The following is a 26479-nucleotide window of genomic DNA, read 5'->3' as shown; positions in this document are numbered from 1 at the left end:
TGATGGGGTCAGCGTCGATTGGACGCGATTTGGTGCGCGGGAAAGATATCAGCCATCGTGTCGGCACACACAGTCAATTTTGATGCCCATTGAATCAACTCGTTTTCCAGGCGCATCCCAGTGACCGCTTCTGGCCAAAAGCAATGGGATGGACTCCTCCTCACTTCGGCATCTTGAGTGCCAGACTGAAAGTACGAACCACAGTCAACCGTGAGGAGGAGTCCACACATGAAGCTTATGCGCATTGGGGTCGACCTGGCCAAGAACGTGTTTCAGATCCACGGCGTGGATTGTCATGAGCTACCCGTCTGGCGGCAGCGTCTGCCGCATGACCGCTGGCTGCAAACGGTGTTGGAGAAGATCGAACCTGGCTGTGAGATAGGCATGGAAAGTTGCGGTGGTGCGCATCACTGGGTCCGGCAACTACAAGCACGCGGATTCCGGGTGAAGCTGATAGCGCCGCAGTTCGTCAAACCGTACGTCAAGAGCAACAAGAACGACGCCAACGATGCCGAGGCAATCTGCGAAGCGATGAGTCGCCCCAGCATGCGCTTCGTCGCCGTCAAGACCATCGAACAACAGCGCTTTCGTCGTCTGCTGGATGGTTTGTGGGGCGACCTTCGTGCGCTGGATGAACGAGTATGCAAATTCGACGGCGAGATCACGGCGATCGCGACAAGCGAGCCGTCCGCCGTCCGTCTTCAACAGCTGCGCGGCGTCGGCCCAATGATCGCCACAGCGCTCGTCGTCGCTCTCGGTGATGCCCTTCAGTTTGCCAATGGCCGACAGTTTGCCGCCTCACCACTGACACCGAGGCAACACAGTTCTAGTGGTAAGGATCGACTACTCGGTATCAGCAAGCGCGGTGATGCGTATCTGCGAACATTGATGGTGCATGGCGCACGCTCGGCGCTACACACAGCCAAATCCAAAGAGGATCGACTTAGCCAGTGGGCCGTTCGTTTAGCCGAGCGATCGCATCCCAATGTGGCCGCTATTGCGCAGGCCAACAAAACTGCACGCATGGCTTGGGCGATGCTGCGTCACGGCACTGATTACCAACCGAATCAGGCAGCGGCTGACCTATTTACCCGACGTGCTCTACGAGAGAAACAACTCTTAACCACGATTGCGAAGCTACCTGAACGATGGCAAACCGGTCGAACCGGCGTCGGCAAAACCCTCGAATGTCCACGTGCGAAAAGCACGAAAAAGCGATCGGGAGCCGGCGCGCGAATAGCCCATCATGGCCCTGCATCGAAACGATGCCGTATTTAGAGGCCGAATATACGTGTGCAGTCGACACGGGCGCCAAAGAAAAGGGGCTTGCAATGAGGAGGAGTCCATATACGGACATTACTCTTGCTATCCAAATCTGCGAAATCGAATCGGGTGGTGCCCAGTCCCCTAGCGTAGAATTTCCAAAACACGAGCCCACCCCGAGACGGACCCTCAATGCAAACCCCCGCCACCCAACACCCCCTCTGGAAAACCTACCTCCTTTTCCTGGCCCCCATGGTCCTCTCCAATTTCCTCCAATCCATGTCGGGCACCATCAACAGCATCTACATCGGCCAAATGCTCGGCACCCAAGCCCTGGCTGCCGTGTCCGGCATGTTCCCGATCGTCTTCTTCTTCATCGCCCTGGTCATCGGCCTCGGCGCGGGTGCGGGCGTGCTGATCGGCCAAGCCTGGGGGGCGCGCGAGCCGCATCTGGTGAAAACCATCGCCGGCACAACCTTGCTGTTAGGTGCAATGATCGGTCTGACAGCGGCAGTACTCGGCAGCGTTTTCGCAAGACCCGCCCTGCAAGGCTTGGGCACACCGGCCGACGTTATCGACGACGCCGTGTCCTACGCCCACGTGATGATGTGGATCATGCCGTCCCTCCTGGTCTACGTGCTCTTCACCCAACTCCTGCGCGGGGTGAGCGATACGGTGTCGCCGCTGATTGCGTTGGTGGTGTCGACGTGTATCGGGTTGGCGCTGACGCCGGCGTTGATTCGCGGTTGGTTCGGGTTGCCGATGATGGGGATTCAGAGTGCGGCGTATGCCGGGTTGGCGGGTAACTTGTCGGCGATGGGGTGGCTGGCGTGGCGGTTGATTCGCAAGGGGCATCCGTTGGCGCCGGATCGGGAGATGTTTGCGGCGATGCGCCTGGATCTGGTGATTCTCGGCAAGGTGTTGCGCATCGGGTTGCCAACCGGGTTGCAGATGGTGGTGTTGTCGGTGTCGGAGCTGGTGATTCTGGCGCTGGTGAATCAGCACGGTTCGCAGGCGACGGCGGCGTATGGGGCGGTGACGCAGATCGTCAATTACGTGCAGTTTCCGGCGCTGTCGATTGCGATCACGGCGTCGATCCTCGGTGCTCAGGCGATTGGGGCAGGGCGGCTTGAGCGCATGGGGCCGATTCTGCGCACGGGGCTGTTGATCAATGTGTGCCTGACCGGTGGGTTGGTGGTGTTGGGTTATCTGTTGTCGCACTGGTTGCTGGGGTTGTTCCTCACGGATGATTCCACCCGGGCGAAGGCGGAGCATCTGTTGCACATCATGCTGTGGAGTCTGTTGGTGTTCGGCTTCCAGGCGATCGTCGGCGGCATCATGCGCGCCAGCGGCTCGGTGCTGGTGCCCATGGCGATTTCGATTTTTTGTGTGGTCGGGGTGCAGTTGCCGGTGGCGTATGTGCTGGACGGGCACTTCGGGTTGCAGGGTGTGTGGATGGCGTTTCCGGTGGCGTATCTGGGGATGCTGGTGTTGCAGACGGCGTATTACAAAATGGTCTGGCAGCATCAGAAGATTGAGCGGTTGGTGTAGGCGGGCGGACTTGCTGTCGGCCACCTTCAGACCGACAATCCTGAGTGACCGTGTGCTGCGAACCGACAGGCGTGATCGCCTGAGGAGGTTTTCAAATGAGCCCCTCATCGCCCACCATCCTGCAGGACCGGGCCGCTGCCGGACGACGTCTGGTGGAACCGTTGCTCAAATACGCGCATCGACCCGATGTCATCATCCTCGCCCTGCCCCGAGGCGGTGTGCCGGTCGCCTATGAGGTGGCCGCTGCACTGGACGTTCGTCTGGACCTGATGCTGGTGCGCAAGCTCGGGGTTCCGTCCCATCAGGAGCTCGCCATGGGCGCCATCGCCAGCGGCGACATCCAAATCCTCAATGAACACGCGCTGCGGGCCCACCCGATTGATCAGGCCACGTTCGACACCGTGGTCGCACGGGAAACCCGGGAGCTGTTGCGCCGCGAGCAGGTTTACCGGGGAACGCGCGCGCCTGTGCAACTCAAGGATCAGGTGGTGATCCTGATCGACGACGGCCTGGCGACAGGCGCCTCGATGATGGCGGCGATACACGCGGTGCGTGTGCACGCGCCGTCTCGTATCGTCGTCGCCGTGCCGGTGGCGCCGATTGAGACGGCGGAGGCGCTACGCAGCGAGGTGGATGAGCTGATATGCCCGCTCATTCCCGACTGGCTCATGTCGATCGGCCGTTGGTACATGGACTTTACCCAGACCTCGGATGCCGAGGTCATCAAGCTGTTGCAGCGGGCCTGGCTGCGAGAGTCCAGCGCCGGTCAGCAACGCTCCGGTCATGAGTCCTGATGCTTGACTCTGTCCCAAGGGACAGAGACTAAGGTCGTCCTCGCCAAAACAGCTGCTTATTCAAGCGAGGGGGACAGTTGTATGAGTCAGTTATGTCTGGTCACAGGCGCCAATGGGCATTTGGGCAATACCTTGGTCAGAGCCTTGCTCGATCAGGGTTACCGAGTCCGCGCCGGGGTTCGTGATGTCAACGATTCGGCAGCGTTTGAGGGGCTGGATTGCGAAAGGGTGTATGCCGAACTGCTCGACGAAGCGGCCATGCTCGAGGCGTTGAAAGGGGTCGACGTGCTGTTTCAGGTCGCGGCGGTGTTCAAGCACTGGGCGAGGCATCCGCACGCCGAGATTATCGAACCGAATGTGGAAGGAACACGTCGCGTTTTGCAGGCGGCGGCGAAGGCCGGGGTCAAGCGCGTGGTGTATGTCAGTTCCGTTGCGGCCATCGGTCAGAACGGGCAGGCGCTCGATGAAGAGCACTGGAATGACGAGGGCGAGAATGCCTATTACGCGTCCAAGATCCTGTCGGAGCAAATGGCCTGGAGAACGGCTCAGGCGCTGAATCTTTGGATGGTCGCGGTGTTGCCCTCGGCGATGATCGGCCCCAACGCGGCCAAGCTGACTGACACCATGAAGTTTGTCGATTCGGTCAGACGGCGACAAATGCCTCTGGACCCAGGCTTTCATTTCAATTTTGTCGACGTGCGAGATGTCGCCCTGGGGATGATCCTCGCGGCAGAAAAAGGCCGGTCAGGGCAGCGCTACATTCTGGCGAATGAACGGTCCTCTTCACTGGCCGAGATCATTGATGCCGCGAACGTGGTTTCACCGGGCTATCGCCCACCACGGCCGGCACCCAAATGGCTGTTGGTCGCGGTGGCGTGGATGCAGGAGCGTTGGGCCGGGTTGACCGGTCGGCCAGCTCAACTGTTGCTCAGTCAGGTGAGGATGTTTCACGGCGTTAAACAGGAATACACCATCACCAAGGCCAGGACCGAATTGGGCTTCCGCCCACGAGCGCCGCAAGTTGCCCTGCAATCGGCGTTCATCTATCTAGGCCAGCGCTCGACGCATCGCTATGAGGTGTTATCACTGCGCCCGGTTCAAAAAGGGAATTGATCTCGCTTTTGAGTTCGCTGAGGTGATCAGCCAAGGCCAGCAAGTCGGCTATTTTCTTGAAAATTTGCTGGCGCTTGAGATCGATCGCCTCGTTGGCCAGTTCCAAGGGAAAGGCTTTCAGTGTGTTCTTGGCAGCGATGAGCGGCACCATCTCGGCGAGCTTGAAACCGGCGATCTGCGCCCGGCGGATAAGGCGCACGAGCGTGAGGTGATGTGAGGTGTAGACGCGATATCGGCCCTGGCGATCCGGTTCCGGGATCAGCCCTATCTGTTCGTAAAGTCGAATGGCTTTCGGGGTGCAGCCGGTGAGCCCGGCGAGTCTTCCAATGAACATCAGCAATCCTTCTCGCCATGCGAGTCGCTATCGAAAATCCGGGCGTCATCCTATCGCAGCCCGATTTGCTTGCAAGCCGTTGCCTGTGAAGAGCTGAAACTTGAACGACGAGAGCGGGTTCAGTTTCACTGGCCCCGCTGATCTTCATTGCCAATAGCGACTCAGGAGGGATGCGCGATCTCTAGCCAATCTTCAAACCGAGTCGCTCCGACAATGGGGTTATCGCCGGGCGTGAGGGACTTGTCATTGATCGGGGCACCGAAGTAAGGAACCGTGTCGTCCGAAACAGCCTTGCGCGGGTCCTTGGTGTGTTTCAGGTACTCACTCACGAACTCGACAATGGGGCGGCGATCCGGCCCGGCCACTTCCACGGTCTGATTGTTCGGCGCTTTTTGAGCGATAGCCGTCAGTGCGGCCGCGACATCGACCGAGGCCACCGGTTGCAACGCGGCGGCCGTTAAATGGATGGTGTTGCCGTCCTCGCGACCCGAGTAAGCAATGGCACCAATGAACTCGAAGAACTGTGTGGCCCGCAGGATAGTGTAGGGAACACCCGATGCCTTGATGAGTTTTTTCTGGGCCATTTTGGCCCGGAAATAACCACTGTCGAGCATTCGTTCGGTGCCCACGACTGACAGGGCGACATGGTGTTGGGTGCCGGCTACCTTCTCGGCAGCAAACAGGTTATGCCCGGCGGTCTCAAAGAAATGCAACGCCGCGTGATCCTCGAATGAGGGGGAGTTGGCCACGTCGACCACCACGTCGGCGCCCTTGAGCGCGTCCGCCAGACCTTCGCCGGTGATGACGTTGATGCCGGTACTCGGTGATGCTGATATGACTTCATGCCCCAGATCCTGGAGGTTCTTGCAGACATTGCTGCCAATCAGCCCGGTTCCTCCGATGATGACAAATTTCATGGCCAGTCTCCCGATGCGGTGAGTTGGGACAGTCATTAAACACCTTGGCAGTGGCCGTATCGGGCGGCCATTGGCGTGGGCCGACAGGTGGTCGGAAGCCTGAGTGGCAGGTGGATTTAACGGCGTTTGTTTGCTTTAGTCCACCTATCGCTGGCTTACGTGTGCGGCGCCTCAGCTCATGACGGGAGCCCAACCGGAGAATCCCATGAAACATCGATTCCCGACCTGCGCCGTGCTAGTGGCCGCCCTTGCATTCGGCGCGTTGCCTTGCGTCCAGGCGGTGGAATACACGCAGGTCAATGAAACCGCCAGTACGATTTCCTTCACGTTTAAACAGTTCTCCTCGCGGGTATACGGCACGTTCCGCAAGTTCGAGGCCACGCTTGATTTCGACACGGCGAACCCGTCGGCAGGCCGGGCCGCGCTCACCATCCAGCTCGACAGCATCGACGCCGGAAGCAGCGACGCCAACAGCGAATTGCAAAAACCAGCCTGGTTCAACACGGCAACGTATCCAGTGGCGACGTTTGAATCGACCGGCGTGAAAGTGCTGGGCAACAACCACTACTCAATCACCGGCAAACTCACGCTCAGGGGGATCACGCGTGAAGTGGAGGTACCGGTCCTCTTGAAGACCGACAACGCCATCGGGATTTTCGATGGTCAGTTAACGCTCAAGCGCAGCGACTTCAAAGTCGGTGAAGGTGAATGGGCCGGCGGTGTTGTCTCCGACAAGATCAATATCCGGTTTCGGATGGTTGCGCCGCAGCAGTAACGTGCTGCGGCGCACGCTGCCCCGGCACGTTATGATAGGCACGCCCGCGAACACACTCTTCACGTCCGCCCCAGAGTCAGAGCCACGAATGCCCCAGATCACCCATTTCAAAACCCCGTGCCCCGAGCACATCAATAGCCAGATCCTGCAAATGGTGGTCGATTACCTGACTGACATCAGCATGGTCGCTATCGCGCCGAGCAACTTGTTGTACAACGTGTACCAGTACGCGATCGGCTTCGAGGTTCATCTCTATCTGGAAGCATTGAACGGGGCGAAAGGGATTGCGGTGGAGTTGCTCGTCGCGACCGACGAAGACGACCCCGAGAAGGTCGTCGGCTTCTTGCTGTACCTGCCGGTCAAGGACGATCCCGATGCGTGCGGTGTTGCGTATATGGCGGTGAGTGCCAGCCATCGGCGCCAAGGTATTGCCCGGCGGATGCTGCAGGAAATGGTCGGCCGATACCCGCATGCCGAGCTGACGTGCGCGGTGGCCAAGGTTCCGTATTTTGAGGCAATGGGCTTTCAGGTGGTGGGGGGGCGTGGTACGCAGGTACTGATGAACACCCGCGATCATGGCAGCGACGGCTTGATGGGCCTGCTGGACGTGGCGCCGATCTACAGCTCGCTGGAGGTGCGACAGATTCATACGTACCTGCTGCAAAAACACGGCAAGCGGGCCATGCTCGATGCGGAAAAACAGCGTGACCGGCATCTGGACCAGATGACGCGCAAGGCGAATGAGTTTGTTCGGGAGCGACTCGGTGAAGGTGCGGTGCCAGCTCCTTCCCCTCGGCTGCGGCTGGTCTAGTTACTTCGACTCAATGCAAAAAAAGCCCTTGGTGCGGACAACACGCCAAGGGTTTTTTTGTGTCTGGAATTCGTGCAGATAAAAAAAGAGCCTCAAAGCTCTTTGATGGGGAGGAAGTAGAGCCCTCGAGGCTCAAGATGCGCATGAAACAAGTGGTGAGCTTGGTAGGGGTTCATTTCACTCACCACTTACGCAACGGCTTGAGCAAACAAGCGGCTGCGTAGAATCATCGTAGAAAGTTGGGGGTTGGCGCTCAAGTACCGTTAGTCGAATCCATCTGTCCGACGTCAGTTTTCGCGATGTTTCCAGCGTCACCACGGGCACTTCTTTCGACCATTGCGATGATGGTTTCGTACAGTTCGTCTTGTGCCTGCACGGCGCTGATTTCTCCATTCGCCGCGGCGTGTGACAAGGCTTCCGCCGCACCGAGCATCGCCCGCAATCCCGCTGCCTTGATCTCACCCGCGCCAGCGAAAGGGGCGAGGACGGTTCGGCATTTGTTCAGGAAAATCGCTTCGTACTCGCGCTTGATCTTCTCCAGTTCCGGGGAGCTGGCCAGTGCCGCGATGACGCCGGGGATCTCGTTGCCCTGAAGCAGCACGCAGTCGACGTACGACGAAGCGATCACCCTGGCGGTGCCGGGTAAAGTCGGTTCGCTGCTCTGAAGCGCCGCATCCATCAGCGCTGTCTGCCGGGTATCGAAGTCTTGATAGAGCGCCGCCAGCAACCCGGATCGCGTGGTGAAGTGATCGTATACCACCGGTTTGGTGATCCCGGCTTGCTCGGCAAGGCGCCCCAATGTCAGCGCGTCCGTACCTTCTTCCCGAACGAGTTGCCAGGCGACGTCCAGCAACTGGCGTTGGCGGTCCTCCCGGGACATTCGTCGTCGCGGTTGCGGCGCGGAATCTTGCGCGTCTGTTTCGGTGGTTGACATGACTATGTACCAAAAGTAACTTACTGATCGTAACTTACCAAGAGTATATAAGGTCCGCCTTGTGCTCTCAATCAGGAGTTTCCAGCATGCACGCGCTTATCGTTGTGGCTCATCACGATCCTCGTTCGCTTACCCATAGCCTGGTTGCGCAAGTTGCTCAGGGCATCGCCCTGGACGATCCCGGCCATACCGTTGAAATCGCCGACCTCTCGGCTGAAGGGTTCGACCCAAGGTTCAGCGCTGCTGATCTGGCGGTGCATCACCGGGAAGCGCCGCCTCCTGCTGATGTGATTGCCGAGCAAGCGCGGATAGACCGCGCCGATGCGGTGGTGCTGGTTTATCCCGTCTACTGGTGGTCGATGCCGGCACTGCTCAAGGGCTGGATTGATCGGGTGTTCGCCAACGGCTGGGCGTTCGATTTCACGGCGGATGCCAAGCTGGAGAAGAAGCTTGGCCACCTGCGGGTTCACCTGATCGGTGTGGGCGGTGCCGACGCGGACACCTACGCCCGGCACGGTTATGCCGAGGCCATGAAGACGCAGATTGACCATGGGATTTTTGATTATTGCGGTGCGCGGGTGGTGACGTCCGAGCTGTTGCTCGAATCGGAAATTCGGGACCCAGCGGTGCACCAGGACGCCGCGAAAAGCCTCGGTCGCGAGCTCTTTGCGGCCTCCAGACACCTCAATCCTGTTAGTCCTGTTCACCCGGCCAACCCGCCCGACGCAAGGCGTTGAGCAGCGTTCCGGCATCCAGTCCCGGTACCGCATGCCCATTGCCCTCGGCGGTGTCGGAGGCGAGCAAGGCATTGATGATCGCTTCCTCCACCGCCTCGGTTGCGGCCAGGAACAACTCGCTGATGTGGTCGTTGTTGACCATGCTCAGGTTGTCGGTGGTCGGCGCACGCTTGCTCTCGTAAGCGGCAGGCGGCACGTGCTGATTACCGGTGGCGAAAGCGATGAAGATGTCACCGCTATGGTCTTCATTGCCGCCGCCGGTGCGGGCCAGGCCGAGGCTGGCGCGTTGCGCGAGGCGCGTGCACTGGTGCGGCAGCAACGGCGCATCGGTGGCCAGGCAGACGACAATCGAGCCCATGCCAGGATGCGGCAAGGACGCCTTGAGGAACGGCGAGTCAGCCTTTTCCATGTAGCGCCCGACCGGGTAACCGTCGACGCGCAATTCGTTGCGGATGCCATGGTTGGCCTGGACGATGGCGCCGACGGTCCAGCCGCCCTGAGCACTGCTCAGACGTCGCGAAGCGGTGCCGATTCCGCCCTTGAATTCGTGGCAGATCATGCCGCTGCCGCCGCCGACGGCACCTTCAATGACTGGGCCACCCAGCGCCGTGCGCAGGGCTTCGGCAACATGTTCAGGCTTCACGTGGAAACCGTTGATGTCGTTGAGCAGACCATCGAAGGTCTCCAGCACCACCGGCATGTTCCAGTAGAGCCGCCCGTCATCGGGCTGGTTCTGGCGATCCAGCGTCACCAGCGCATCGCGCACCACACCCAGGCTGTGGGTGTTGGTGAAGGCGATCGGGCTGGTCAAAAGGCCTGCTTCGCGAATCCATTCAAGACCCGTGGCATCACCGTTACCATTCAGGACATGGACGCCGGCAAAGCACGGTTGCAGGCTGGTGGAACCGGCACGCGGCTCGATCACGGTGACGCCGGTCAGGATGTCGCGGCCGTTGGCGGTGCGTCCTCGCACATTGCTGTGGCCGACCCGGACGCCGGGCACATCGGTGATGGCGTTGAGCGGGCCGGGTTGCAGTTGGCCGAACTGGATGTTCAGGTCGCGAGCACGTGGTTTCATCGTTTCTCTCTTATTCAAAATAGTTATTGGCTAACGCAATCCCTGTAGCAGCTGGCGAAGCCTGCGTTCGGCTGCGAAGCAGTCGTGAATTCGGGGATTGCGGTGTTTCAGGTGGACCAAAATTTCAGGATTTACGACTGCTTCGTCCGAACGCAGCCTCGCAAAGCTCGGCAGCTGCTACAGATTTCGCTATGGCTTAGGCTTACTGACCGTTTTTGACTTTGCTCCAGATCCGCGTCCGCACGCGCTCGGTGGCGGGCGGCAGAGGCTGAAGGGTGAATAACGTGGCCATGGCTTCGGCCGACGGATACACGGCAGGATTGTTGCGGGTCGCTTCGGCCACCAGTGGCGTCGCGCTGCGGTTGCCGTTGGGGTAGGAGAGGTGATCACTGACCGGCGCGATGACTTCGGGACGCATCAGGTAGTCGATGAAGGCCAAACCCTGTTCCGGATGTGGCGCGTCCTTGAGCAACACCAGTGTGTCGAACCACACCGGAGCGCCTTCCTTCGGCAGGCTGTAGGCGATCTTCACACCATTGTTCGCCTGCTCGGCATTGGTCTTGGCTTCCAGCATCGCGCCAGACCAACCCACCGCCACGCAGATGTTGCCGTTGGCCAGGTCGCTGATGAACTTGGACGAATTGAAGTAGGCGATGTGCGGACGCAGCTTGAGCAGCAGTGCTTCGGCCTTCTTGTAGTCCTCGGGGTTGGTGCTGTTGGGTGGCAGGCCGAGGTAGTGCAGGGCGACTGGCAGCATTTCGGCCGGTGAGTCGAGCATGGCTACGCCGCACTGGCCGAGTTTGGCCAGGTTTTCTTCGTTGAACACCAAGTCCCAGGAATCCACCGGCGCCTTGTCGCCCAGCGCCGCGCGGACTTTGTCGATGTTGTAGCCGATGCCGTTGGTGCCCCACAGATAGGGCACGGCGTACTGGTTGCCCGGGTCGTTGTTGGCCAGTTTCGCCAACAGATCAGCGTCCATGTTTTTGAAGTCAGGCATCTGAGCGTGGGGCAGAGGCGCAAGGGCGCCCGCCTTGATCAGGGTCGGCAAGCTGAAGTTGCTGGCCACCACCACGTCGTATCCGCTGCGGCTGGTGAGCAATTTGCCTTCCAGCACTTCGGCGCTGTCGAAGGTGTCGTAGACCGGCGCGATCCCGGTGTCACGCTTGAAATCCTGCAGGGTCGTAGGGCCAATGTAGTCATACCAGTTGTAGACGTGAACCGTCGGGCCCTCGGTGGCAATCGCCGATAAAGAGACCGACAAACAGGCGCCCAGTCCAAGATTGATATACGAGCGGTGACGACTCATGATGCGGCACTCCTGGCCTGCTGCAGGCCGGTGATGATCAGGTGCTTGCAGCGTATCGGCAGGGAGTGGACTCACCCATTCCCATCATGGGTTACTCGAAAGGGGTAGGGCGTGGACGCGTTGTTGAAAGAGTTACCGGTGCACCAAGGGCTGGCGCGGGTATTTGGTGCCTTGGGGCAGGACAGCTTCTGGCGTGCGCTGGTCGACACCCTGCGGTTGCTGGTGCCGCTGGACAACGCATTGGTCGCGGTGATGCGGGCCGGGCGGGTGCCGCGCCTGCTGATCGACTTCGACTCAAAGGGCAGTGCTGCCGAGCAAGAAGAACTGGCGGATTACAGCGCCGGCATGTACCTGCTCGATCCGTTTTATCAGGCCGCCTGTGCCGGCATTACCGACGGCTTGCACAGCCTCGAATCGGTGGCCCCCGACCAGTTCCAGCAGAGCGAGTATTACCTGAGCTACTTCCGCAGCGTGGTGGGCGGTGACGAGTTGCAATTCATGGTCAACATCGATGGCGCCGTGCTCGGTTTGTCGTTGGGACGCTCGACGCGATTCACGCTTGAGGAACAGGGCCGTCTGCTCTGCGTGCGCGATTGGGTGCTGGCGGCGATGCGCCGTCACCTGCAATTGATGCCACCGGAAGGACCGGCAACCGAGGTGGTGGCCGGGGATCTGGCGACCCTGCTGGATCGTTTCGACGCGCGTCTGTCAGTGCGGGAAATCGAAACGGCGCGCCTGATTCTTCAGGGCTTCTCAAGCAAGGCCATCGCCCAGCAGATGGGCATTTCCCCGGAGACGGTGAAGGTGCACCGGCGCAATCTCTATCACAAGCTCAATGTGAATGGGCATGGTGAGTTGTTTGCGTTGGTGCTCAATCCTCCAGCCTGAACACCAGCGCCTTCAACCCGCATTCAACATCGGCGTCCGCAAACTCCGGCGGATTGTCCAACCGTTGCTCGAACCGCAGGCTCGGGGCTTCGCGGGTGACGCCGTCGATGAGGAAGTCCGCACCGAACGCCGGATCGTTCATGCACGCCAGAACCGTGCCCTGGGGGCCGAGCAATTCCGGCAGCCGGCGCAGCACGCGCTGGTAGTCCTTGGTCAGCAGAAAGCTGCCTTTCTGAAAGGACGGCGGGTCGATGATCACCAGGTCGTAAGGGCCCTTGCCGATCACCTTGCCCCAGGACTTGAACAGGTCATGACCGAGGAACGTCACCTTGCTCAGGTCGTGGCCGTTGAGCCGGTGATTGTCGCGACCACGGCTCAGGGCCGGGCTGGACATGTCCAGATTGACCACGTGCGTGGCACCTCCTTCGATGGCCGCTACCGAGAATCCGCAGGTGTAGGCGAACAGGTTCAGCACGCGCTTGCCCTGGGCATTGGCCCGCACCCAGTCGCGGCCGTAACGCATGTCGAGGAACAGGCCAGTGTTCTGTTTGCGGCCCAGGTCCACCCGGTAACGCAGACCACCCTCGGTGATCGTCATCTCGTCGATTGCGTCCCCCAACAGCCACTCGGTCGTGCTTTGCAGCAGGTAGCGATGTTGCAGCAACAGCGTGTGCGCGCCGGATTGCGTCCACGCAGGCGATTGCGTGACGTCCATCAGCTTCTGTTTCAACGCTTCCAGCTGCGACGCTTCGGGTTCCTTGAACAGCGACACCAGCACCACGCCTTGCAACCAGTCGACGGTCAATTGCTCCAGCCCCGGCCAGCGCCGGCCACGGCCGTGGAACAGCCGGCGGGTTTCGGCGGGGGCCGCTGCCAGGGCCGTCATTAAATGGGCGTGGAGGGTGGATAGAGCGTCAGCGTTCATCGGGCAGGGCCAGCAATTTGTTGGGGCGGCATTTTAACCACAATTGAGCCAAGGGCGGACCACCGGTTATTGGGGGGGAGTTATCACGTTTAATTTAACTTTACGTGAGGATTTGGCGATCTATCGGCTCACATAATCGGCACCAACGATCAACCGCCGGGAGCCCATCATGTCGCAGTTACCTGCTTCACCCACGGTCAGCACACATCCCCGCTGGCTACGGCTGACCCATTGGCTGAACGCCCTGGCGGTGCTGGTCATGGTCACCAGCGGTTGGCGAATCTATAACGCTTCCCCGCTGTACGACTTCAGTTTTCCCAAAACGATCACCTTGGGTGGCTGGCTCGGCGGGGCGTTGCAATTGCATTTCGCGGCGATGTGGCTTCTGGCCGTCAACGGTCTTGTCTACCTGATCATCAACCTCGTCAGTGGTCGTCTGACACGGCGCTTTTTCCCGGTTTCGCCTAAAGGTGTCCTGCATGACCTGTGGGCGGGGTTGCGAGGGCGATTGGGGCATGCCGATCTGAGTCATTACAACCAGGTGCAACGGGTGGCGTACCTGTTCGTGATGGTCGACATCACGCTGCTGGTGATTTCCGGACTGGTGTTGTGGCAGTCCGTCCAGTTTCCGCTGTTGCGTGAACTGCTGGGCGGTTACGAAGGCGCACGGCACGTGCATTTCATCGCGATGGCGCTGTTGGTGGCCTTTGTAGCGGTTCATCTGGTGATGGTCGCGCTGGTTCCAAAAACGTTGTGGGCGATGATTGTCGGTCGCAAGGAGCCCGTATGAAAAAGCGCATCGAAGGCTCAGGGCTGGACGAGTCGTCCATCCTGACGGATGCCAGGAAAATCATTGCACCGCAGATCGAGGACCGCTCACGACGCTCGTTCCTGATGCGCGGCCTGACCCTTGGCGGCGTGGCCATGTTGTCCGGCTGCAACCTCACCGACAACGAGAGCGTCGAAACCGCGTTGTCCTCCATGTCCCGGTTCAACGATCGGGTGCAGGGCTGGTTGTTCAACCCCAATACCCTGGCGCCGACCTATCCCGAGTCAATGATCACCCGGCCGTTTCCGTTCAATGCCTTCTACGGCATCGACGAGGCGCCGACGGTGGAGGAGGCGAGTTATCGACTGGAAGTGACCGGCATGGTCGCGGACAAGCGCAGCTGGCGGCTCGAAGAGCTGCGAGCCATGGCGCAGACCGAACAGATTACCCGACACATCTGCGTCGAAGGCTGGAGCGCGATCGGGCGCTGGGGCGGCGTACGGTTCAGCGACTTCCTGAAGCGGGTCGGTGCCGACACGGATGCCAAGTATGTCGGCTTCAAATGCGCGGACGACTACTACACCAGCATCGACATGGCCACCGCACTGCATTCGCAAACCTTGTTGACGCTGACCTATGACGGCGCGGTGCTGCCTCGCGAATACGGCTTCCCGATGAAGCTGCGCATGCCCACCAAGCTGGGCTACAAGAATCCCAAACATATTCAGGCGATGTTCGTCACTAACACCTATCCGGGGGGCTACTGGGAAGACCAGGGCTACAACTGGTTCGGTGGTAGCTGATGGCGCCTGGCCACTTCACTGCGCGGCACCCGCTGCGCTCATTCGCAACCTGTGCTTCAAGGAGTTTCATCATGAAAAAGTTAGCGACCACCGTACTGTCCATGTGCCTGGCGTTTGGCACCGCCAGCGTGTTTGCCGCCGATGCTACAACCAATAACAGCATGAGCAACGACAGCATGAGCAAGGATTCAATGTCTAAAGACGCCATGCACAAAGACACGATGAAAAAGGACGCCATGACCAAGGATTCCATGAGCAAGGACGCGATGAAGAAAGACACCCTGTCCAAGGACGGAATGAAGAAGGACGCGATGTCCAAGGACGCCATGAAAAAAGACGCTCCGTCGTACTGATCCCAACACCCTCCTTCGAGGCCAGACCCTGGTTTGCAGGCGCCCATACAGCGCTGTATGGCGCCTGATTCATTGCCCGATTACATCAAAATGAATTTCCGCGAAGTCCGCTGCTCATACCTGATAGGTAGCGGATTTAAGCCCGCGAAATCATTTAGGCAATCAGGGAGTGTCACGGTCATGAGTCCAGTATCGACGGCGGGCAATAACCTTCCTGGTGGGTTGATTCTTGTGGTTGAGGACGACCCGTTGATTCTGGAGTTTCTCTGCGAAATTCTTCAGGACGAAGGCTTTGTGGTTGAACCGCAGGCCAGCGCGGATGCCGCGTTGAAGTATCTGGAACAACACTCCGAAGGCGTCCGTCTATTGCTGACGGACATCACCATGCCGGGCAAACTCAATGGCGCGGACCTGGCCAATCTGTTTGGCGACCGTTGGCCGGACAAGCCGATCATGATCATGTCCGGTTTCGAAACGCCGGAAAGCGCCGGGGTCAGGCATTCGGTGTCGTTCATCAAGAAACCGTGGGCGCTTGGGCAGTTGCTGGACTGTGTGGAAGGTGCCTTGAAGTCAAAACGTACCCTGTAAAACCTGCGGCACATCAGACCACTACAACCTGTCACGATGCGCGTTGTGGCAGGCCTACATTTCAAGAATCGGCACACTTGGTGCGACATGCGACGGCACCCCGCCCGTTGAGGCACTGCGTCCCGCTTAGCAACGAAATCCTCTGCAGGCGTTTCCGAAGGCACGGGCCGCCTTCGGCAGCTCCCTCGCAAATGCTACATTGCTCGGCGAACCCGCCTGGCACTTGCGAGAGGAAGCTCCCCCTTGTCTGTTCAAGAATCTGTCTTCAATACCCCGTACTGCGCTTTTCTGTTCGATATGGATGGCACCGTCCTAAATTCCATCGCCGCTGCCGAGCGGATCTGGGCGGCCTGGGCCTTGCGCCACGGCGTCGATGTCGACTCCTTCCTACCCACCATCCATGGCGTTCGCGCCATCGACACCATCAATCGTCTGGCGTTGCCCGGCGTGGATGCCGAGGCTGAAGCGGCGTTCATCACCGAGGCGGAAATCGAGGATGTCGAGGGGATTATCGAGGTGCCTGGCGCGGCGAATTTCCTGAAGTCGCTGCCCGCCAACCAGTGGGCGATCGTCACCTCGGCGCCGAAGGCATTGGCGCTGCGGCGGATGGCCGCGGCGGGTATCCCGCAGCCTTTGGTGATGGTCACTGCCGAAGACGTCAGTGTCGGAAAGCCTGATCCCGCGGGTTATCGACTGGCGGCCAAGCGCTTGGGCGTTGAACCGGCCGATTGCCTGATTTTCGAAGACGCCACCGTGGGCATTCTCGCCGCCGAGGCGGCGGGCGCTGGCCTGATCGTGGTGACCGCAACCCACGACCATCCGCTCCAGACTCCGCACGCCACGCTCGCCAGCTATGAGTCGGTCGTCGCCCATGTGGATCAAGACGACAAAATCCGCCTGCATGCAATCTAATGTGGGAGTAACTGTCTTGATGATCTTTATTTTGAAGGCATATTGATAGACAGCTGAATCGCCACCAGTCCACTGAAACGCTTGCCCAGCACAAACACCGGCCACAACCTCAGCGTGCCGCCGATGATGAACAGTAATGCCCCGAGCCAGCGCACACCTTCGCCACCAAAGGTCCAGAAATCGATCCGGTCGGTGTAGGCCGGCAGGTACCCGCTCAATAAACCGATCACCCCGAACGCCGGCAATACCCAACGATTGGCCCGGTCTTCACGTTCACCGGAACTCAGGTTGACCTCAGTGAACAAGGACGCGATGGCCATCACCAAAGCGGCCAACACAATGACCACCAACGGTCCATGAGAGAAAAACGCCGAGAATCCGCCAAGCCCCCACACCGCGAGCGCAAGGTAGGCGAGGGTGGAAACAACGGCGAAAAACGCCAGTTTGGTCGAGATTTTCATAAGCACCTCGTCTGTTTTTTTCAGTTTAGAGGCCCGGCGCCCCTCACGCGTTCAACCCGGCCCTGGCATTACGCCGAATCACCTGCGGCGGCTGCCCGAACGCCCGAAGGAAGGCTTCGCGCATGCGGCGGCAGTCGCTGAAGCCGGACTCTTCGGCGATCTGATCGAGGGTCAGGCGCCCGCGTTCCAGCATCTGCCGCGCCGTTTCCAGGCGCAGGTTCTCGATGGCTTTGGCCGGTGATTGACCGGTTTCCGCCCGGAAAGCCCGGCTGAATTGCCGAGGGCTGAGGCGCGCGACGTCTGCCAGTTGCTCCACCGACAACGTCTCGGTGAGGTGTTCTCGCGCATAGCCGAGGACGGTTTGAATCCGGTCGGATTTCGCTTCCAGTTCCAGCAGCGCCGAGTGCTGCGACTGGCCGCCCGCGCGGCGGTGGTACATCACCAGTTTCTGCGCCACGGAACGGGCCAGCGCGGCGCCGTGATCCCTTTCCACCATGGCCAGCGCCAGGTCGATGCCGGCGGTCATCCCGGCGGAGGTCCAGATCGAACCGTCGATGACGTAGATGCGGTCTTCTTCGACCTTGATCGACGGAAACCGCGCTTGCAGCTCCCGTGCATAAGCCCAATGGGTGGTGGCCCGCCGTCCGTCGAGCAAACCGGCCTGGGCCAGGACGAACGCCCCGGAGCAGATCGACGCCGTGCGCCGTGCGGTTTTAACGTTTGCGCGCAGGTAGTTCAGTACGCCCTCGGGCGCCTGCTCGAGGATGGCATCGCCGCCCACCACGATCACTGTGTCGAACACCCGCTCACCAAAGGCCTCGGTGCCGACGCTCAGCCCACCGGAAGCGCGCAATGTGCGGCCGTCTTCGGACAATACGCTGACCTCATAAAGCGCCTCGCCGGCGCTGAAATTGGCGTACTCGAACACCGGCATGGCCGCCAGCGCCATGGACTGGAACCCTTCAAACACTACAAATGCGACGGAAGTCATCGAGATGTCCTCAAAAGGTCATGTCCGAAAAACGTACTTTAAACGTCATTTGAGACGGGCGTTAGACCCTTTATAACGGTTCACACCCGGCGAAGTTATCGCCTCACTGTGAAGGAAATCGACATGGCTCTCTCATCCAAAGGTACCGCTCTGATCACTGGCGCTTCTTCGGGCATCGGCGCGGTGTATGCCGACCGTCTCGCCCGGCAAGGTTACGACCTGATTCTGGTCGCCCGCAGCCAGGCGAAACTGAACGCCCTGGCCAACCACCTGAGTAACGAAACCGGTCGCGCCGTGGAAGTGGTCGCCGCTGATCTGAAAGACAAGGCCGACTTGCGGCGGGTCGAAGAAATTCTACGCTCCGACGCCAGTATCACCCTATTGGTCAACAACGCCGGGGTCGGCGCTGTCATGCCGCTGCTCGGCAGCCCCGTGGATGACATGGAAGACATGATCACCCTCAACGTGACCGCGTTGATGCGCCTGGCTTACGCGGTGGTGCCAGGCTTCGTTGCCCGTGGCACCGGAACTGTGATCAATATCTCCTCGATCGTTGCCATCGCCCCGGAAATTCTCAACGGCGTGTATGGCGGGACCAAGGCGTTTGTCCTCGGCCTGAGCCAATCGATGCACCGCGAACTGGCGGACAAAGGCATTCGGATCCAGGCCGTATTGCCCGGCGCTACCGCCACCGACTTCTGGAGCGAGGCCGGCAACCCGGTGGAAAACCTGCCACAAGAGATCGTGATGTCTGCCCAGGACATGGTCGATGCAGCGCTGTCGGGCCTGGCGCAAGGCGAAGTGGTGACCATTCCGGGCCTGCACCAAGGCGATCAGTGGGACGCCTACGAAGCCCGGCGTCAGACGCTTTCAGGTTTGTTTGGCAACTCCACGGCAGCACCGCGTTATCGCTGAAGCGGTAGCCGCCGGGCAGGGTGAACTAAGCTTGGATTAGGACCGTTCACCCTTAAGGAGCTCCACAAATGCTTCACATCAGAACGCCCTTGATTCTGCATCCAGACCTGTCGACTCCATCCCGACGAATCTGGCTCAAGCTGGAAAACCTGCAACCCAGCGGCTCATTCAAACTTCGTGGCATAGGGCTCTTGTGCAGCCAGGCAGCGGAGCAAGGGAAACGCAAAGTGATCTGTCCTTCCGGCGGAAACGCGGGGTTCGCCACTGCCGTGGCTGCCGCCAGACTGGGGTTGAAAGCCTGCATTGTGGTGCCACACACCACGCCGGAAACCACCCGCGCACGGATCAGGAAAACCGGTGCCGAGGTGATCGTCCATGGCAAGGTCTGGGACGAAGCCAATCTACGGGCCAAGGAACTCGCGCAGGGCGTGGACACCGAATACGTGCCAGCCTTCGATCACCCGGTGCTGTGGGAAGGGCACAGCACGATGGTCGATGAAATCCTCGAGGATTGCCCTCAGGTCGATGCATTTGTGATGTCGGTAGGGGGCGGAGGTTTGCTGGCGGGAATTCTCACAGGATTGATCCGCCACAAGCGCATGGACTGCCGGATCATCGCGTGTGAAACCCAGGGTTCTGCGTCTTTTGCCGCCGCTGTCAGTGCGGGATATCCGGTCATATTTTCCCGGATCGATACGGTCGCCCGGTCGCTCGGCGCTACGTTGGTGGCCGCCTGGCCGGTGCAGCACATCCTCGATTTCCCCCACGAGTGCGTGGTGCTCAGCGATGACGAGGCGATCATGGGCGTGGTGCGTTACGCCAACGACCTGCGTCAGTTGGTCGAGCCGGCGTGCGGCGTTTCGTTGGCGATTGGCTACCTGAACCATCCGGCGATTGCCGGCGCCCATGATGTGGTGATTGTGGTGTGCGGTGGCGTGAGCATCAGCGCGCAACTGGTGGCGGGTTGGGCGCGATTATCCACGGGTGCTGAAGCAAGGTAGGGCTGCAAACACTATCCGGGTGCCGCAAGCCCCACCGCTACTTTTTCAGCCTTTATTGACCTGCAGCTACGCCTTCCTGGACGAGGATCGCTCTGGCCAGGTCTTCGTCGCTGGCGTTGAGGCCGGGATTTTCCAGACGAACCTGCTTTAAGTACGACTCCAGATAAGCACCACGAATCGCCCCGCCACTGGCGACGAAGCTGGTGGCGTCATCTCGGGCCGGAATCACCCGTTTGTCATCCTTGAAGGTCGAGTACAGCGATGCGGAGACCCCAGCCGAGGTGGCGACATCTTTTGCATCTACATCGGCCATGGCTGAACCAACGGGCAAACAAAGCACTAGTGAAGAGATGATAATCAGACGGCGCATGACGGTGTCCTCTGAAAGCGTGAAGCAAAAAAGGAAGTACCACATCTGTAGGATGCGTGGCGGTCGCCAGGAGTTCCCTGCCGAAGCGTTATCAGTCCAACGCCTGCCTCTGAAAAAACTCAGCCCCTCGCCGCTCCCACAGGGTTCCTCTTTTACTGACAGATCCTGGATTTAGCCCCAATCCGCTACCGATAACGTTTGCAAACCCTTCCCCCGAGCCTGTGCGACCAGTTCTTCAGTGTCTTCACCGCCGGGCAGGGCGATGACCACGTCGGGGCGGCTGTCGTGCAGCATGAAGTGGTTGCGCAGGCGTTCGGCCAGTTTGCCGTGGCGTTGCCAGTTGGGTGGGTAGCGCACGATGTCGGCGCCGTGTTCACGGGCCCATTCCTCGATGTCGGCGCCCAGGTATTGATTGCCGCCATGGATCAGCACCTGCACCGGGTGCAGGCGCTGGAAGGCGTCGAGCACGCGGCGGCATTGGCGGCTGTCGGCGTAATGGCGGCCGGCACAAATCAGGACGCGCATGGCGAGGCCTCCTTGGCCTGATCATCGCCCAACGGCTCACCCGCCCGTTCCAGCAGCGGATAGGCGAGGGCGGCGATGTGGTGGTGTACCCGACGATAGTCACGCAGCACGCGCTGAAAGATGTCGCCGGATTCAGCCCAGGTGTTTTTGTCCTCCTGCAGTTTGCGAAAGTGCTGACGGCTGGCGTCGGCTTCGAGTCGCCGGACGCTCTCCTTGCGACTGATCAACTGGTGCGCGGTGGCAATGTCTTCGCGCAGGAACACGGTGATTGCCAGGCTCAGGCTTTCCAACAGCGCCTCGTGCAACGGCGCAATGTTGCGCAACTCGAACACCGAAAAGTGTTCACCGCGGCGCAAGCGGCGCACGGCCAACTCCGTGAGGCTGGCGGAAAGAATGTCCGCGGCGTGTTCGAGGTTGATCACAAACGTGAGGATTTCCTGGGCGCGATCGGCATCGCTGTCGCTGATGCCTTCCTGGCCAATGTCCGCCAGATAGGCGCGAATCGCCGCGCTCAACAGGTCCGTGGATTGATCGATGCGCCGCACCTCATCGGCACAGGCCGGCGCCGAGGTATGGAACAGCTGCAGCGTGCGCTCAAGCATGGCCGAGAGCATGTCGGCGATGCGCAGGGCTTCGCGGGAGGCGTTGGACAGGCCGATGTTGGCCACCTCCAGCCCGGCTTCGTCGAGGTAGCGCGGCATGCCCGGATCGACATCCCGCGCCGGCTCCGGCAACAGGCGATTCAGCAGTCTGGCCATGGGCTCGGTGAAACCGATGAACACCAGCGCCAGCAAAAGGTTGAAGCCGGTGTGCAGGTAAACCACCAGCGCCGCCGGATCGAGATTCAGCGATGCCAGCCACCCGGCCAGGGGCAACACCACTGCCGCGCCCAAGGCCCGCACCAGCAGATTGCCGAGGGGCAGGCGTCGGCCGATGTTCGAGCCGGCATTGATCACCGACGGTAACGCACCGCCAATGTTCACCCCGAGCACCAGCGCGACGATGGTCGTTGCCGAGAGCATTCCGGTGGCGGCCAGGGACACGATCAACAGCACCACGGCCACGCTCGAATGGCAGAGCCAGGTAAGGATCAGCGCTACCAGCAGCGCAATCAGCAGGTCGCCGTCGAGGCTTTGCATGATCAGCTGGAACACGGGCGTGCCTTCCACGTCGGCCAGTGTCGAGCCGAGCATATGCAGGGCCATCAGCATCAGCCCCAGGCCGATCAATGCACAGCCGACGCTCTCGAAACGCGAGTCATCCCGCAGCCGGAAGACGGTCAGGCCGGTCAGTAAAACGATGGGTGTAAGGATCGAAATGTCAGCGCTGAGCAGCTGCACCACCAGGGTCGATCCGATGTTGGCGCCGAGCATCACCGCCAGCGCCGGGGCCAGGCCCAGGGTGCCGGCGGCAGTGAACGAGGTGGCCATCAGGCTGACGGCGGTGCTGCTTTGCAAGACGCCGGTGATGCCGATGCCCGCGAGCAGGGCCAGCCAGCGGTTGTTCAGATGCCGACCCATCCAGTGGCGCAGTGGCGTGCCGAAGCCGCGCAACAGCGCCGAAGAAATCATGTGCGTGCCCCACAGCAACAGTGCAATGGCGCCCGCGAGGTTGATCAGTAGAGTCGTTCCCGACATGAGAACTCTCCTTTTTTCGGTAGGGTTAACGCATGTCCCTTGTGGGAGCGAGCCTGCTCGCGAAAGCGGACTGTCAGCCAACATCGATGTTGATTGACCCGCCGCCTTCGCGAGCAGGCTCGCTCCCACAGGGGATTGGTGGTGTTCAGGCGATCAGTACCACTGCTTGAACCGGCGGATGTAGATCGTCTTCATGGTCTGCGCCACCACGCAGTAGCTGAGCAAAGTACCCACCAGCCAAGGGAAGTATTCCCATGGCAACGGCACCAGGCCGACCAGCGCGCCCAGCGGCGAGAAGGGGATGTAGATGCCCAGGCAGATCACTACGCCGGTCGCGAGAATCACCGGCAATGCAGCCGTGCTCTGGAAGAACGGAATCTTCTGGGTGCGCAGCATGTGCACCACCAACGTCTGCGACAGCAATCCTTCGATGAACCAGCCAGACTGAAACAGGCTCTGCATTTCCACGCTGTTGGCGGCGAACACGTACCACATCAGGGCAAACGTGGTGATGTCGAAGATCGACGAGGTCGGCCCGATCCACAGCATGAAGCGACCGATGTTCTTCGCATCCCACTTGCGCGGTTTGCGCAGGAACTCCTTGTCCATCTTGTCCCACGGCAACGCCAGCTGAGAGATGTCGTACATGAGGTTTTGCAGCAGCAGGTGGATCGACAGCATCGGCAAAAATGGAATGAACGCACTGGCCACCAGCACTGAGAACACGTTGCCGAAATTGGAGCTGGCGGTCATGTTCAGGTACTTCATGATATTGCCGAAGGTTTCGCGACCCTTGAGCACGCCTTCTTCGAGCACCATCAGGCTCTTTTCCAGGAGGATGATGTCCGCCGACTCCTTGGCGATGTCCGTGCCGCTGTCCACCGAGATCCCGACGTCGGCATCGCGTAGCGCCGGGGCGTCGTTGATGCCGTCGCCGAGGAAACCCACGGTGTGACCGTTGCCTTGCAGCGCCTTGAGCACCCGGGATTTTTGGAGTGGTGTCAGCTTGGCGAACACCGTGCGTTCTTCGACCCGCAGCTTGAGGGTGGTGTCGTCCATGTGCTCGATGTCTTGGCCGAGCAGCGGCGTGCCTGGATCGAGGCCGACTTCACGGCAGATCTTGCAGGTGACCACGGCGTTGTCGCCGGTCAGCACCTTGACCGTCACGCCCATGTCGCGCAGTGCGGCAATGGCCGGGCCGGCAGTTTCCTTTGGCGGATCGAGGAAGGTCAGGAAGCCGCGAATCACCAGGTCGCGCTCATCGGCGGTTTTGTACTGGTTTTTGCTTTGGGTTTTCGGGATTTCGCGGGTGGCAACCAGCAGTACCCTGAAACCGTCCTCGTTGTACTCGTTGGCCAGGGCCAGCAAGTCTTTGCGTCGCTGTGCATCCAGCGCGACCACCTGGCCGCTTTCATTGATGTGGCAGGCGATGCTGAGCATTTCCTCGACCGCGCCCTTGCACACCAACAGGTGATCGTCGCGGCTGTCCTTGACGATGATCGACAGGCGCCGACGGACGAAGTCGAACGGCAATTCGTCGACTTTGCTGTAGGCGAACGGCACACGGAACGTTGGATTAACGTTGGCGAATTGCACCACGGCTTGGTCCATCAGATTCTTCAGACCACTCTGGTGATGGCTGTTGAGCCACGCCAGTTCGAGGATCGAATCGTCGCGCCGGCCGTGGCTGTCGACGTGGTGTTCGAGGATGATCTTGTCCTGGGTCAGGGTGCCGGTCTTGTCGGTGCACAGCACGTCCATCGAACCGAAGTTCTGGATCGCATTGAGGCGCTTGACCACCACTTTTTGCTTGGCCATAGCCATGGCGCCTTTGGCCAGGTTGGCACTGACGATCATCGGCAGCATTTCCGGGGTCAGGCCAACGGCAACGGCCAAGGCAAACAGGAACGCATCGCCCCAGTCACCCTTGGAGAAGCCGTTGAGCAGGAACACAATCGGTACCATCACCAGCATGAAGCGGATCAGCAACCAACTGACGCTGTTCACCCCACGGTCGAACGCGGTTTGCACCCGCGAGCCGACGATGGCTTTGGCCAGTGAGCCGAAGTAAGTCCGAGCCCCGGTAGCCACCACCACAGCCTTGGCCGTGCCGCTGACCACGTTGGTGCCCATGAAACAGATGTTCGGCAGGTCCAGCAGGTTCGACTGATCTGGCGCGGTGCTGGTGGCGGACTTTTGCGCCACATTGCCCAGGGTGTCGTACTTCTCGACCGGCAAGGCTTCACCGGTCAGCACAGCCTGGCTGATAAACAGGTCGCGGGATTCGATCAGGCGGATGTCGGCCGGGATCATGTCGCCAGCGCTCAACTGAACGATATCGCCAGCCACCAGATCGCGCATCGGCACTTCACGCAGCACCGATTTGCCGTCCTTGTGCTCGCGGCGCAGCACGGTAGCGGTGGTGCGCACCATCGCCTTGAGGGCTTCGGCGGACTTGGCCGAACGGTATTCCTGCCAGAACCGCAGCAGGCTGCTGAGGCTGACCATGGTCATGATAATGATGACCTTGGTCAGGTCGGCGTCATCCGCTTCACCGTTCCTGATCGGCAGCCAGTAGTCAGTGAAGAAACTGATGCCGGCCAGGGTCAGCAGCACATAGATGAAGGGATTGTTCAGGGCTTTGAGCAGTTGGATGAGGGCGTGAGGCGGCTTGTCGTGGGCCACTTCGTTGTGACCGTTGCGTGCGAGGCGGCCCTGGGCTTCGAATTCGGTCAGGCCATCAGTGGTGGCGTTGAGGTTGGTCAGCGTGACGGCCAGGCCGTTCTGCGCTTCCCGGGCGGCGCGCATCGACAGTTTGGCATTGTCGTTGCTGGCGCCTTGGGCGGTTTTCTTTGCGGTTTTTACAAGGGTCATTGCTGTGCTCCTGCCGCCGGTTCGCGGCACGACACACAGGCACCTCAGCTAATTAAAGACGAGCGCACGTATGTCGAGCCGCCAATAAGCGATCGATTCTGATCGTTGCGTTTTTAATAGTTGATGTTCGCTGTCCGTCGATTGGAAAGTGACGGGCAGCGAACCGTCTACTGGCTTCGTCCATAACTAACTCACTATTTAACAGGCAATAAGAAGTTGCCGAATCCCTTGATAAGGAAAACGTTAAGGGAGGGCTTTTAAAGTGCCTTCAGTTCAATTGAAAGTGCGCGCCCCGAGGAACAGGCCGAACATCAGGCCGGCCTGCTGGAACAGGCGCGCGATGCGCCGACTCGGTGGTTCCTGGCTATCGTCGAGGCTCCAGCGTTGCTGAAGCTGATCCGTCATCGGGCAGACGCGCCAGTTGGCACGCCGTTGCGACTTGGCAGGGGAGGATGGGCTGGAAAACGGTGCGCTGGCCCGGGCTGTGGCAGGACGCTCACGGCAGAGCTTGACCCGCATGGTCGAGGCAAAGGCGCGTACGCCGGGCATTACAGTGGATTTGAAGTTCATAACATACCTCTGGACCGGACTGACGCCGGCGAGGCAAGTTACGGTGGAGCATCAAGCTCTAGCGCAGCTCACCCGACCGAAAAGTCGAGTCCCGTCATGTTCTGGGTTATGTGCCAGAGCCTGCGAATTCGCAGTCACCCGGCAGCGACTAGATACTGTGTCCATTGGATTCTTTTGTGAGTTGAAAAAAGGCCTGTGAAACCGGCCCGCGCAATTTACTCAGGCAGGTGGGTGAAGTCAACCTTCAATAGTTGATTAAAACGCAATTGAATGGAAAAACGTCG

At 60.1% G+C, this 26479-nt stretch carries 27 protein-coding genes and 1 pseudogene; 15 read left to right on the top strand and 13 right to left on the bottom strand.

Annotation, left to right across the window (positions count from 1 at the left end; translation table 11 throughout):
- Positions 1-228 precede the first annotated feature (228 nt).
- From QFX16_RS18030 to QFX16_RS18015, 4 genes are all read left to right on the top strand, one after another.
- Positions 229-1278 (top strand): IS110 family RNA-guided transposase, encoded by a 1050-nt coding sequence (locus QFX16_RS18030; RefSeq protein WP_439900090.1) that lies wholly within the window; start codon positions 229-231, stop codon positions 1276-1278.
- A gap of 177 nt (positions 1279-1455) precedes the next feature.
- On the top strand, positions 1456-2814 hold the full coding sequence (locus QFX16_RS18025) for an MATE family efflux transporter (RefSeq protein ID WP_283180766.1): 1359 nt from the start codon (positions 1456-1458) through the stop codon (positions 2812-2814).
- Between the two features lie 95 nt (positions 2815-2909).
- Positions 2910-3608, top strand: a complete 699-nt coding sequence (locus tag QFX16_RS18020; protein WP_283180765.1) for a phosphoribosyltransferase — start codon at positions 2910-2912, stop codon at positions 3606-3608.
- 81 nt (positions 3609-3689) lie between these two features.
- Positions 3690-4721, top strand: a complete 1032-nt coding sequence (locus QFX16_RS18015; RefSeq protein ID WP_283180764.1) for an NAD-dependent epimerase/dehydratase family protein — start codon at positions 3690-3692, stop codon at positions 4719-4721.
- Here QFX16_RS18015 and QFX16_RS18010 read toward each other — a convergent pair.
- Both QFX16_RS18010 and QFX16_RS18005 read right to left on the bottom strand, forming a co-directional pair.
- Entirely contained in the window at positions 4648-5055 is a 408-nt protein-coding gene (locus QFX16_RS18010; RefSeq protein ID WP_283180763.1) for a MerR family transcriptional regulator, read from the bottom strand. The two genes, QFX16_RS18015 and QFX16_RS18010, sit on opposite strands and share 74 nt — an antisense overlap.
- Before the next feature lie 161 nt (positions 5056-5216).
- Complete coding sequence (locus tag QFX16_RS18005) at positions 5217-5972, bottom strand: SDR family oxidoreductase (RefSeq protein WP_283180762.1); 756 nt, start codon at positions 5970-5972, stop codon at positions 5217-5219.
- A gap of 205 nt (positions 5973-6177) precedes the next feature.
- On the opposite strand from QFX16_RS18005, the gene QFX16_RS18000 reads away from it, so the two are divergent.
- Positions 6178-6747 carry a YceI family protein gene (locus QFX16_RS18000; RefSeq protein ID WP_283180761.1) on the top strand — a complete coding sequence of 190 codons (570 nt, stop codon included), beginning with the start codon at positions 6178-6180 and terminating at the stop codon, positions 6745-6747.
- A gap of 88 nt (positions 6748-6835) precedes the next feature.
- Positions 6836-7558, top strand: a complete 723-nt coding sequence (locus QFX16_RS17995; RefSeq protein ID WP_283180760.1) for a GNAT family N-acetyltransferase — start codon at positions 6836-6838, stop codon at positions 7556-7558.
- A gap of 253 nt (positions 7559-7811) precedes the next feature.
- On the opposite strand, the gene QFX16_RS17990 is transcribed toward QFX16_RS17995, so the two are convergent.
- A complete protein-coding gene (locus tag QFX16_RS17990) occupies positions 7812-8492 on the bottom strand; it encodes a TetR/AcrR family transcriptional regulator (RefSeq protein ID WP_283180759.1) in 681 nt (226 codons plus the stop codon).
- A gap of 86 nt (positions 8493-8578) precedes the next feature.
- Here QFX16_RS17990 and QFX16_RS17985 point away from each other — a divergent pair, with 86 nt between their 5' ends.
- Entirely contained in the window at positions 8579-9229 is a 651-nt protein-coding gene (locus QFX16_RS17985) for an NAD(P)H-dependent oxidoreductase (protein ID WP_283180758.1), read from the top strand.
- Here the strand turns inward: QFX16_RS17985 and QFX16_RS17980 are convergent.
- A complete protein-coding gene (locus QFX16_RS17980; RefSeq protein ID WP_283180757.1) occupies positions 9186-10307 on the bottom strand; it encodes a DmpA family aminopeptidase in 1122 nt (373 codons plus the stop codon). The genes QFX16_RS17985 and QFX16_RS17980 overlap by 44 nt on opposite strands.
- 202 nt (positions 10308-10509) lie before the next feature.
- The gene (locus tag QFX16_RS17975) at positions 10510-11613 is read right to left on the bottom strand and encodes a polyamine ABC transporter substrate-binding protein (RefSeq protein ID WP_283180756.1); all 1104 of its coding nucleotides are present in this window, start codon (positions 11611-11613) and stop codon (positions 10510-10512) included.
- Between the two features lie 111 nt (positions 11614-11724).
- On the opposite strand from QFX16_RS17975, the gene QFX16_RS17970 reads away from it, so the two are divergent.
- Complete coding sequence (locus tag QFX16_RS17970; protein WP_283180755.1) at positions 11725-12501, top strand: helix-turn-helix transcriptional regulator; 777 nt, start codon at positions 11725-11727, stop codon at positions 12499-12501.
- On the opposite strand, the gene QFX16_RS17965 is transcribed toward QFX16_RS17970, so the two are convergent.
- Positions 12485-13426 carry a class I SAM-dependent methyltransferase gene (locus tag QFX16_RS17965; protein ID WP_283180754.1) on the bottom strand — a complete coding sequence of 314 codons (942 nt, stop codon included), beginning with the start codon at positions 13424-13426 and terminating at the stop codon, positions 12485-12487. The genes QFX16_RS17970 and QFX16_RS17965 overlap by 17 nt on opposite strands.
- Before the next feature lie 169 nt (positions 13427-13595).
- Here QFX16_RS17965 and QFX16_RS17960 point away from each other — a divergent pair, with 169 nt between their 5' ends.
- The 5 genes from QFX16_RS17960 (at position 13596) to QFX16_RS17940 (ending at position 16851) form a co-directional block, all read left to right on the top strand.
- A complete protein-coding gene (locus QFX16_RS17960; RefSeq protein ID WP_283180753.1) occupies positions 13596-14216 on the top strand; it encodes a cytochrome b/b6 domain-containing protein in 621 nt (206 codons plus the stop codon).
- The gene (locus QFX16_RS17955; RefSeq protein ID WP_283180752.1) at positions 14213-14998 is read left to right on the top strand and encodes a molybdopterin-dependent oxidoreductase; all 786 of its coding nucleotides are present in this window, start codon (positions 14213-14215) and stop codon (positions 14996-14998) included. Before QFX16_RS17960 ends, QFX16_RS17955 begins: the two co-directional genes overlap by 4 nt.
- A gap of 71 nt (positions 14999-15069) precedes the next feature.
- A complete protein-coding gene (locus QFX16_RS17950) occupies positions 15070-15351 on the top strand; it encodes a pentapeptide MXKDX repeat protein (RefSeq protein WP_283180751.1) in 282 nt (93 codons plus the stop codon).
- Between the two features lie 180 nt (positions 15352-15531).
- On the top strand, positions 15532-15939 hold the full coding sequence (locus tag QFX16_RS17945; protein WP_283180750.1) for a response regulator: 408 nt from the start codon (positions 15532-15534) through the stop codon (positions 15937-15939).
- Between the two features lie 243 nt (positions 15940-16182).
- A complete protein-coding gene (locus tag QFX16_RS17940; RefSeq protein WP_283180749.1) occupies positions 16183-16851 on the top strand; it encodes an HAD-IA family hydrolase in 669 nt (222 codons plus the stop codon).
- 53 nt (positions 16852-16904) lie between these two features.
- Here the strand turns inward: QFX16_RS17940 and QFX16_RS17935 are convergent.
- Together QFX16_RS17935 and QFX16_RS17930 are read right to left on the bottom strand one after the other, a co-directional pair.
- Positions 16905-17312 (bottom strand): annotated as a pseudogene (locus QFX16_RS17935) (isoprenylcysteine carboxylmethyltransferase family protein); the annotation flags it as partial.
- A gap of 43 nt (positions 17313-17355) precedes the next feature.
- Complete coding sequence (locus tag QFX16_RS17930; protein WP_283180748.1) at positions 17356-18303, bottom strand: GlxA family transcriptional regulator; 948 nt, start codon at positions 18301-18303, stop codon at positions 17356-17358.
- Positions 18304-18426: 123 nt separating this feature from the next.
- Here QFX16_RS17930 and QFX16_RS17925 point away from each other — a divergent pair, with 123 nt between their 5' ends.
- Both QFX16_RS17925 and QFX16_RS17920 read left to right on the top strand, forming a co-directional pair.
- The gene (locus tag QFX16_RS17925) at positions 18427-19218 is read left to right on the top strand and encodes an SDR family NAD(P)-dependent oxidoreductase (RefSeq protein WP_283180747.1); all 792 of its coding nucleotides are present in this window, start codon (positions 18427-18429) and stop codon (positions 19216-19218) included.
- A gap of 68 nt (positions 19219-19286) precedes the next feature.
- Positions 19287-20219 (top strand): pyridoxal-phosphate dependent enzyme, encoded by a 933-nt coding sequence (locus tag QFX16_RS17920; protein WP_283180746.1) that lies wholly within the window; start codon positions 19287-19289, stop codon positions 20217-20219.
- 52 nt (positions 20220-20271) lie between these two features.
- Here the strand turns inward: QFX16_RS17920 and QFX16_RS17915 are convergent, their stop codons facing one another.
- The 5 genes from QFX16_RS17915 to QFX16_RS17895 all read right to left on the bottom strand — a co-directional run bounded on the left by QFX16_RS17915 (position 20272) and on the right by QFX16_RS17895 (position 26195).
- On the bottom strand, positions 20272-20589 hold the full coding sequence (locus QFX16_RS17915; protein WP_074880773.1) for a DUF2388 domain-containing protein: 318 nt from the start codon (positions 20587-20589) through the stop codon (positions 20272-20274).
- 171 nt (positions 20590-20760) lie between these two features.
- Entirely contained in the window at positions 20761-21114 is a 354-nt protein-coding gene (locus tag QFX16_RS17910) for an SLOG family protein (protein WP_283180745.1), read from the bottom strand.
- Positions 21102-22751, bottom strand: a complete 1650-nt coding sequence (locus QFX16_RS17905; protein ID WP_283180744.1) for a Na/Pi cotransporter family protein — start codon at positions 22749-22751, stop codon at positions 21102-21104. The genes QFX16_RS17910 and QFX16_RS17905 overlap by 13 nt, the downstream gene beginning before the upstream one ends.
- Positions 22752-22904: 153 nt before the next feature.
- Positions 22905-25625: a magnesium-translocating P-type ATPase gene (gene mgtA / locus QFX16_RS17900; protein WP_283180743.1), complete on the bottom strand. Its 2721-nt coding sequence runs from the start codon at positions 25623-25625 to the stop codon at positions 22905-22907.
- Between the two features lie 273 nt (positions 25626-25898).
- Positions 25899-26195: a hypothetical protein gene (locus QFX16_RS17895; protein WP_283180742.1), complete on the bottom strand. Its 297-nt coding sequence runs from the start codon at positions 26193-26195 to the stop codon at positions 25899-25901.
- Positions 26196-26479 lie beyond the last annotated feature (284 nt).

Origin of the sequence: Pseudomonas svalbardensis (genome assembly GCF_030053115.1) — a bacterium.
Taxonomy (GTDB): Bacteria; Pseudomonadota; Gammaproteobacteria; order Pseudomonadales; family Pseudomonadaceae; genus Aquipseudomonas; species Aquipseudomonas svalbardensis.
This window is presented reverse-complemented; position numbering and strand designations above follow the sequence as displayed.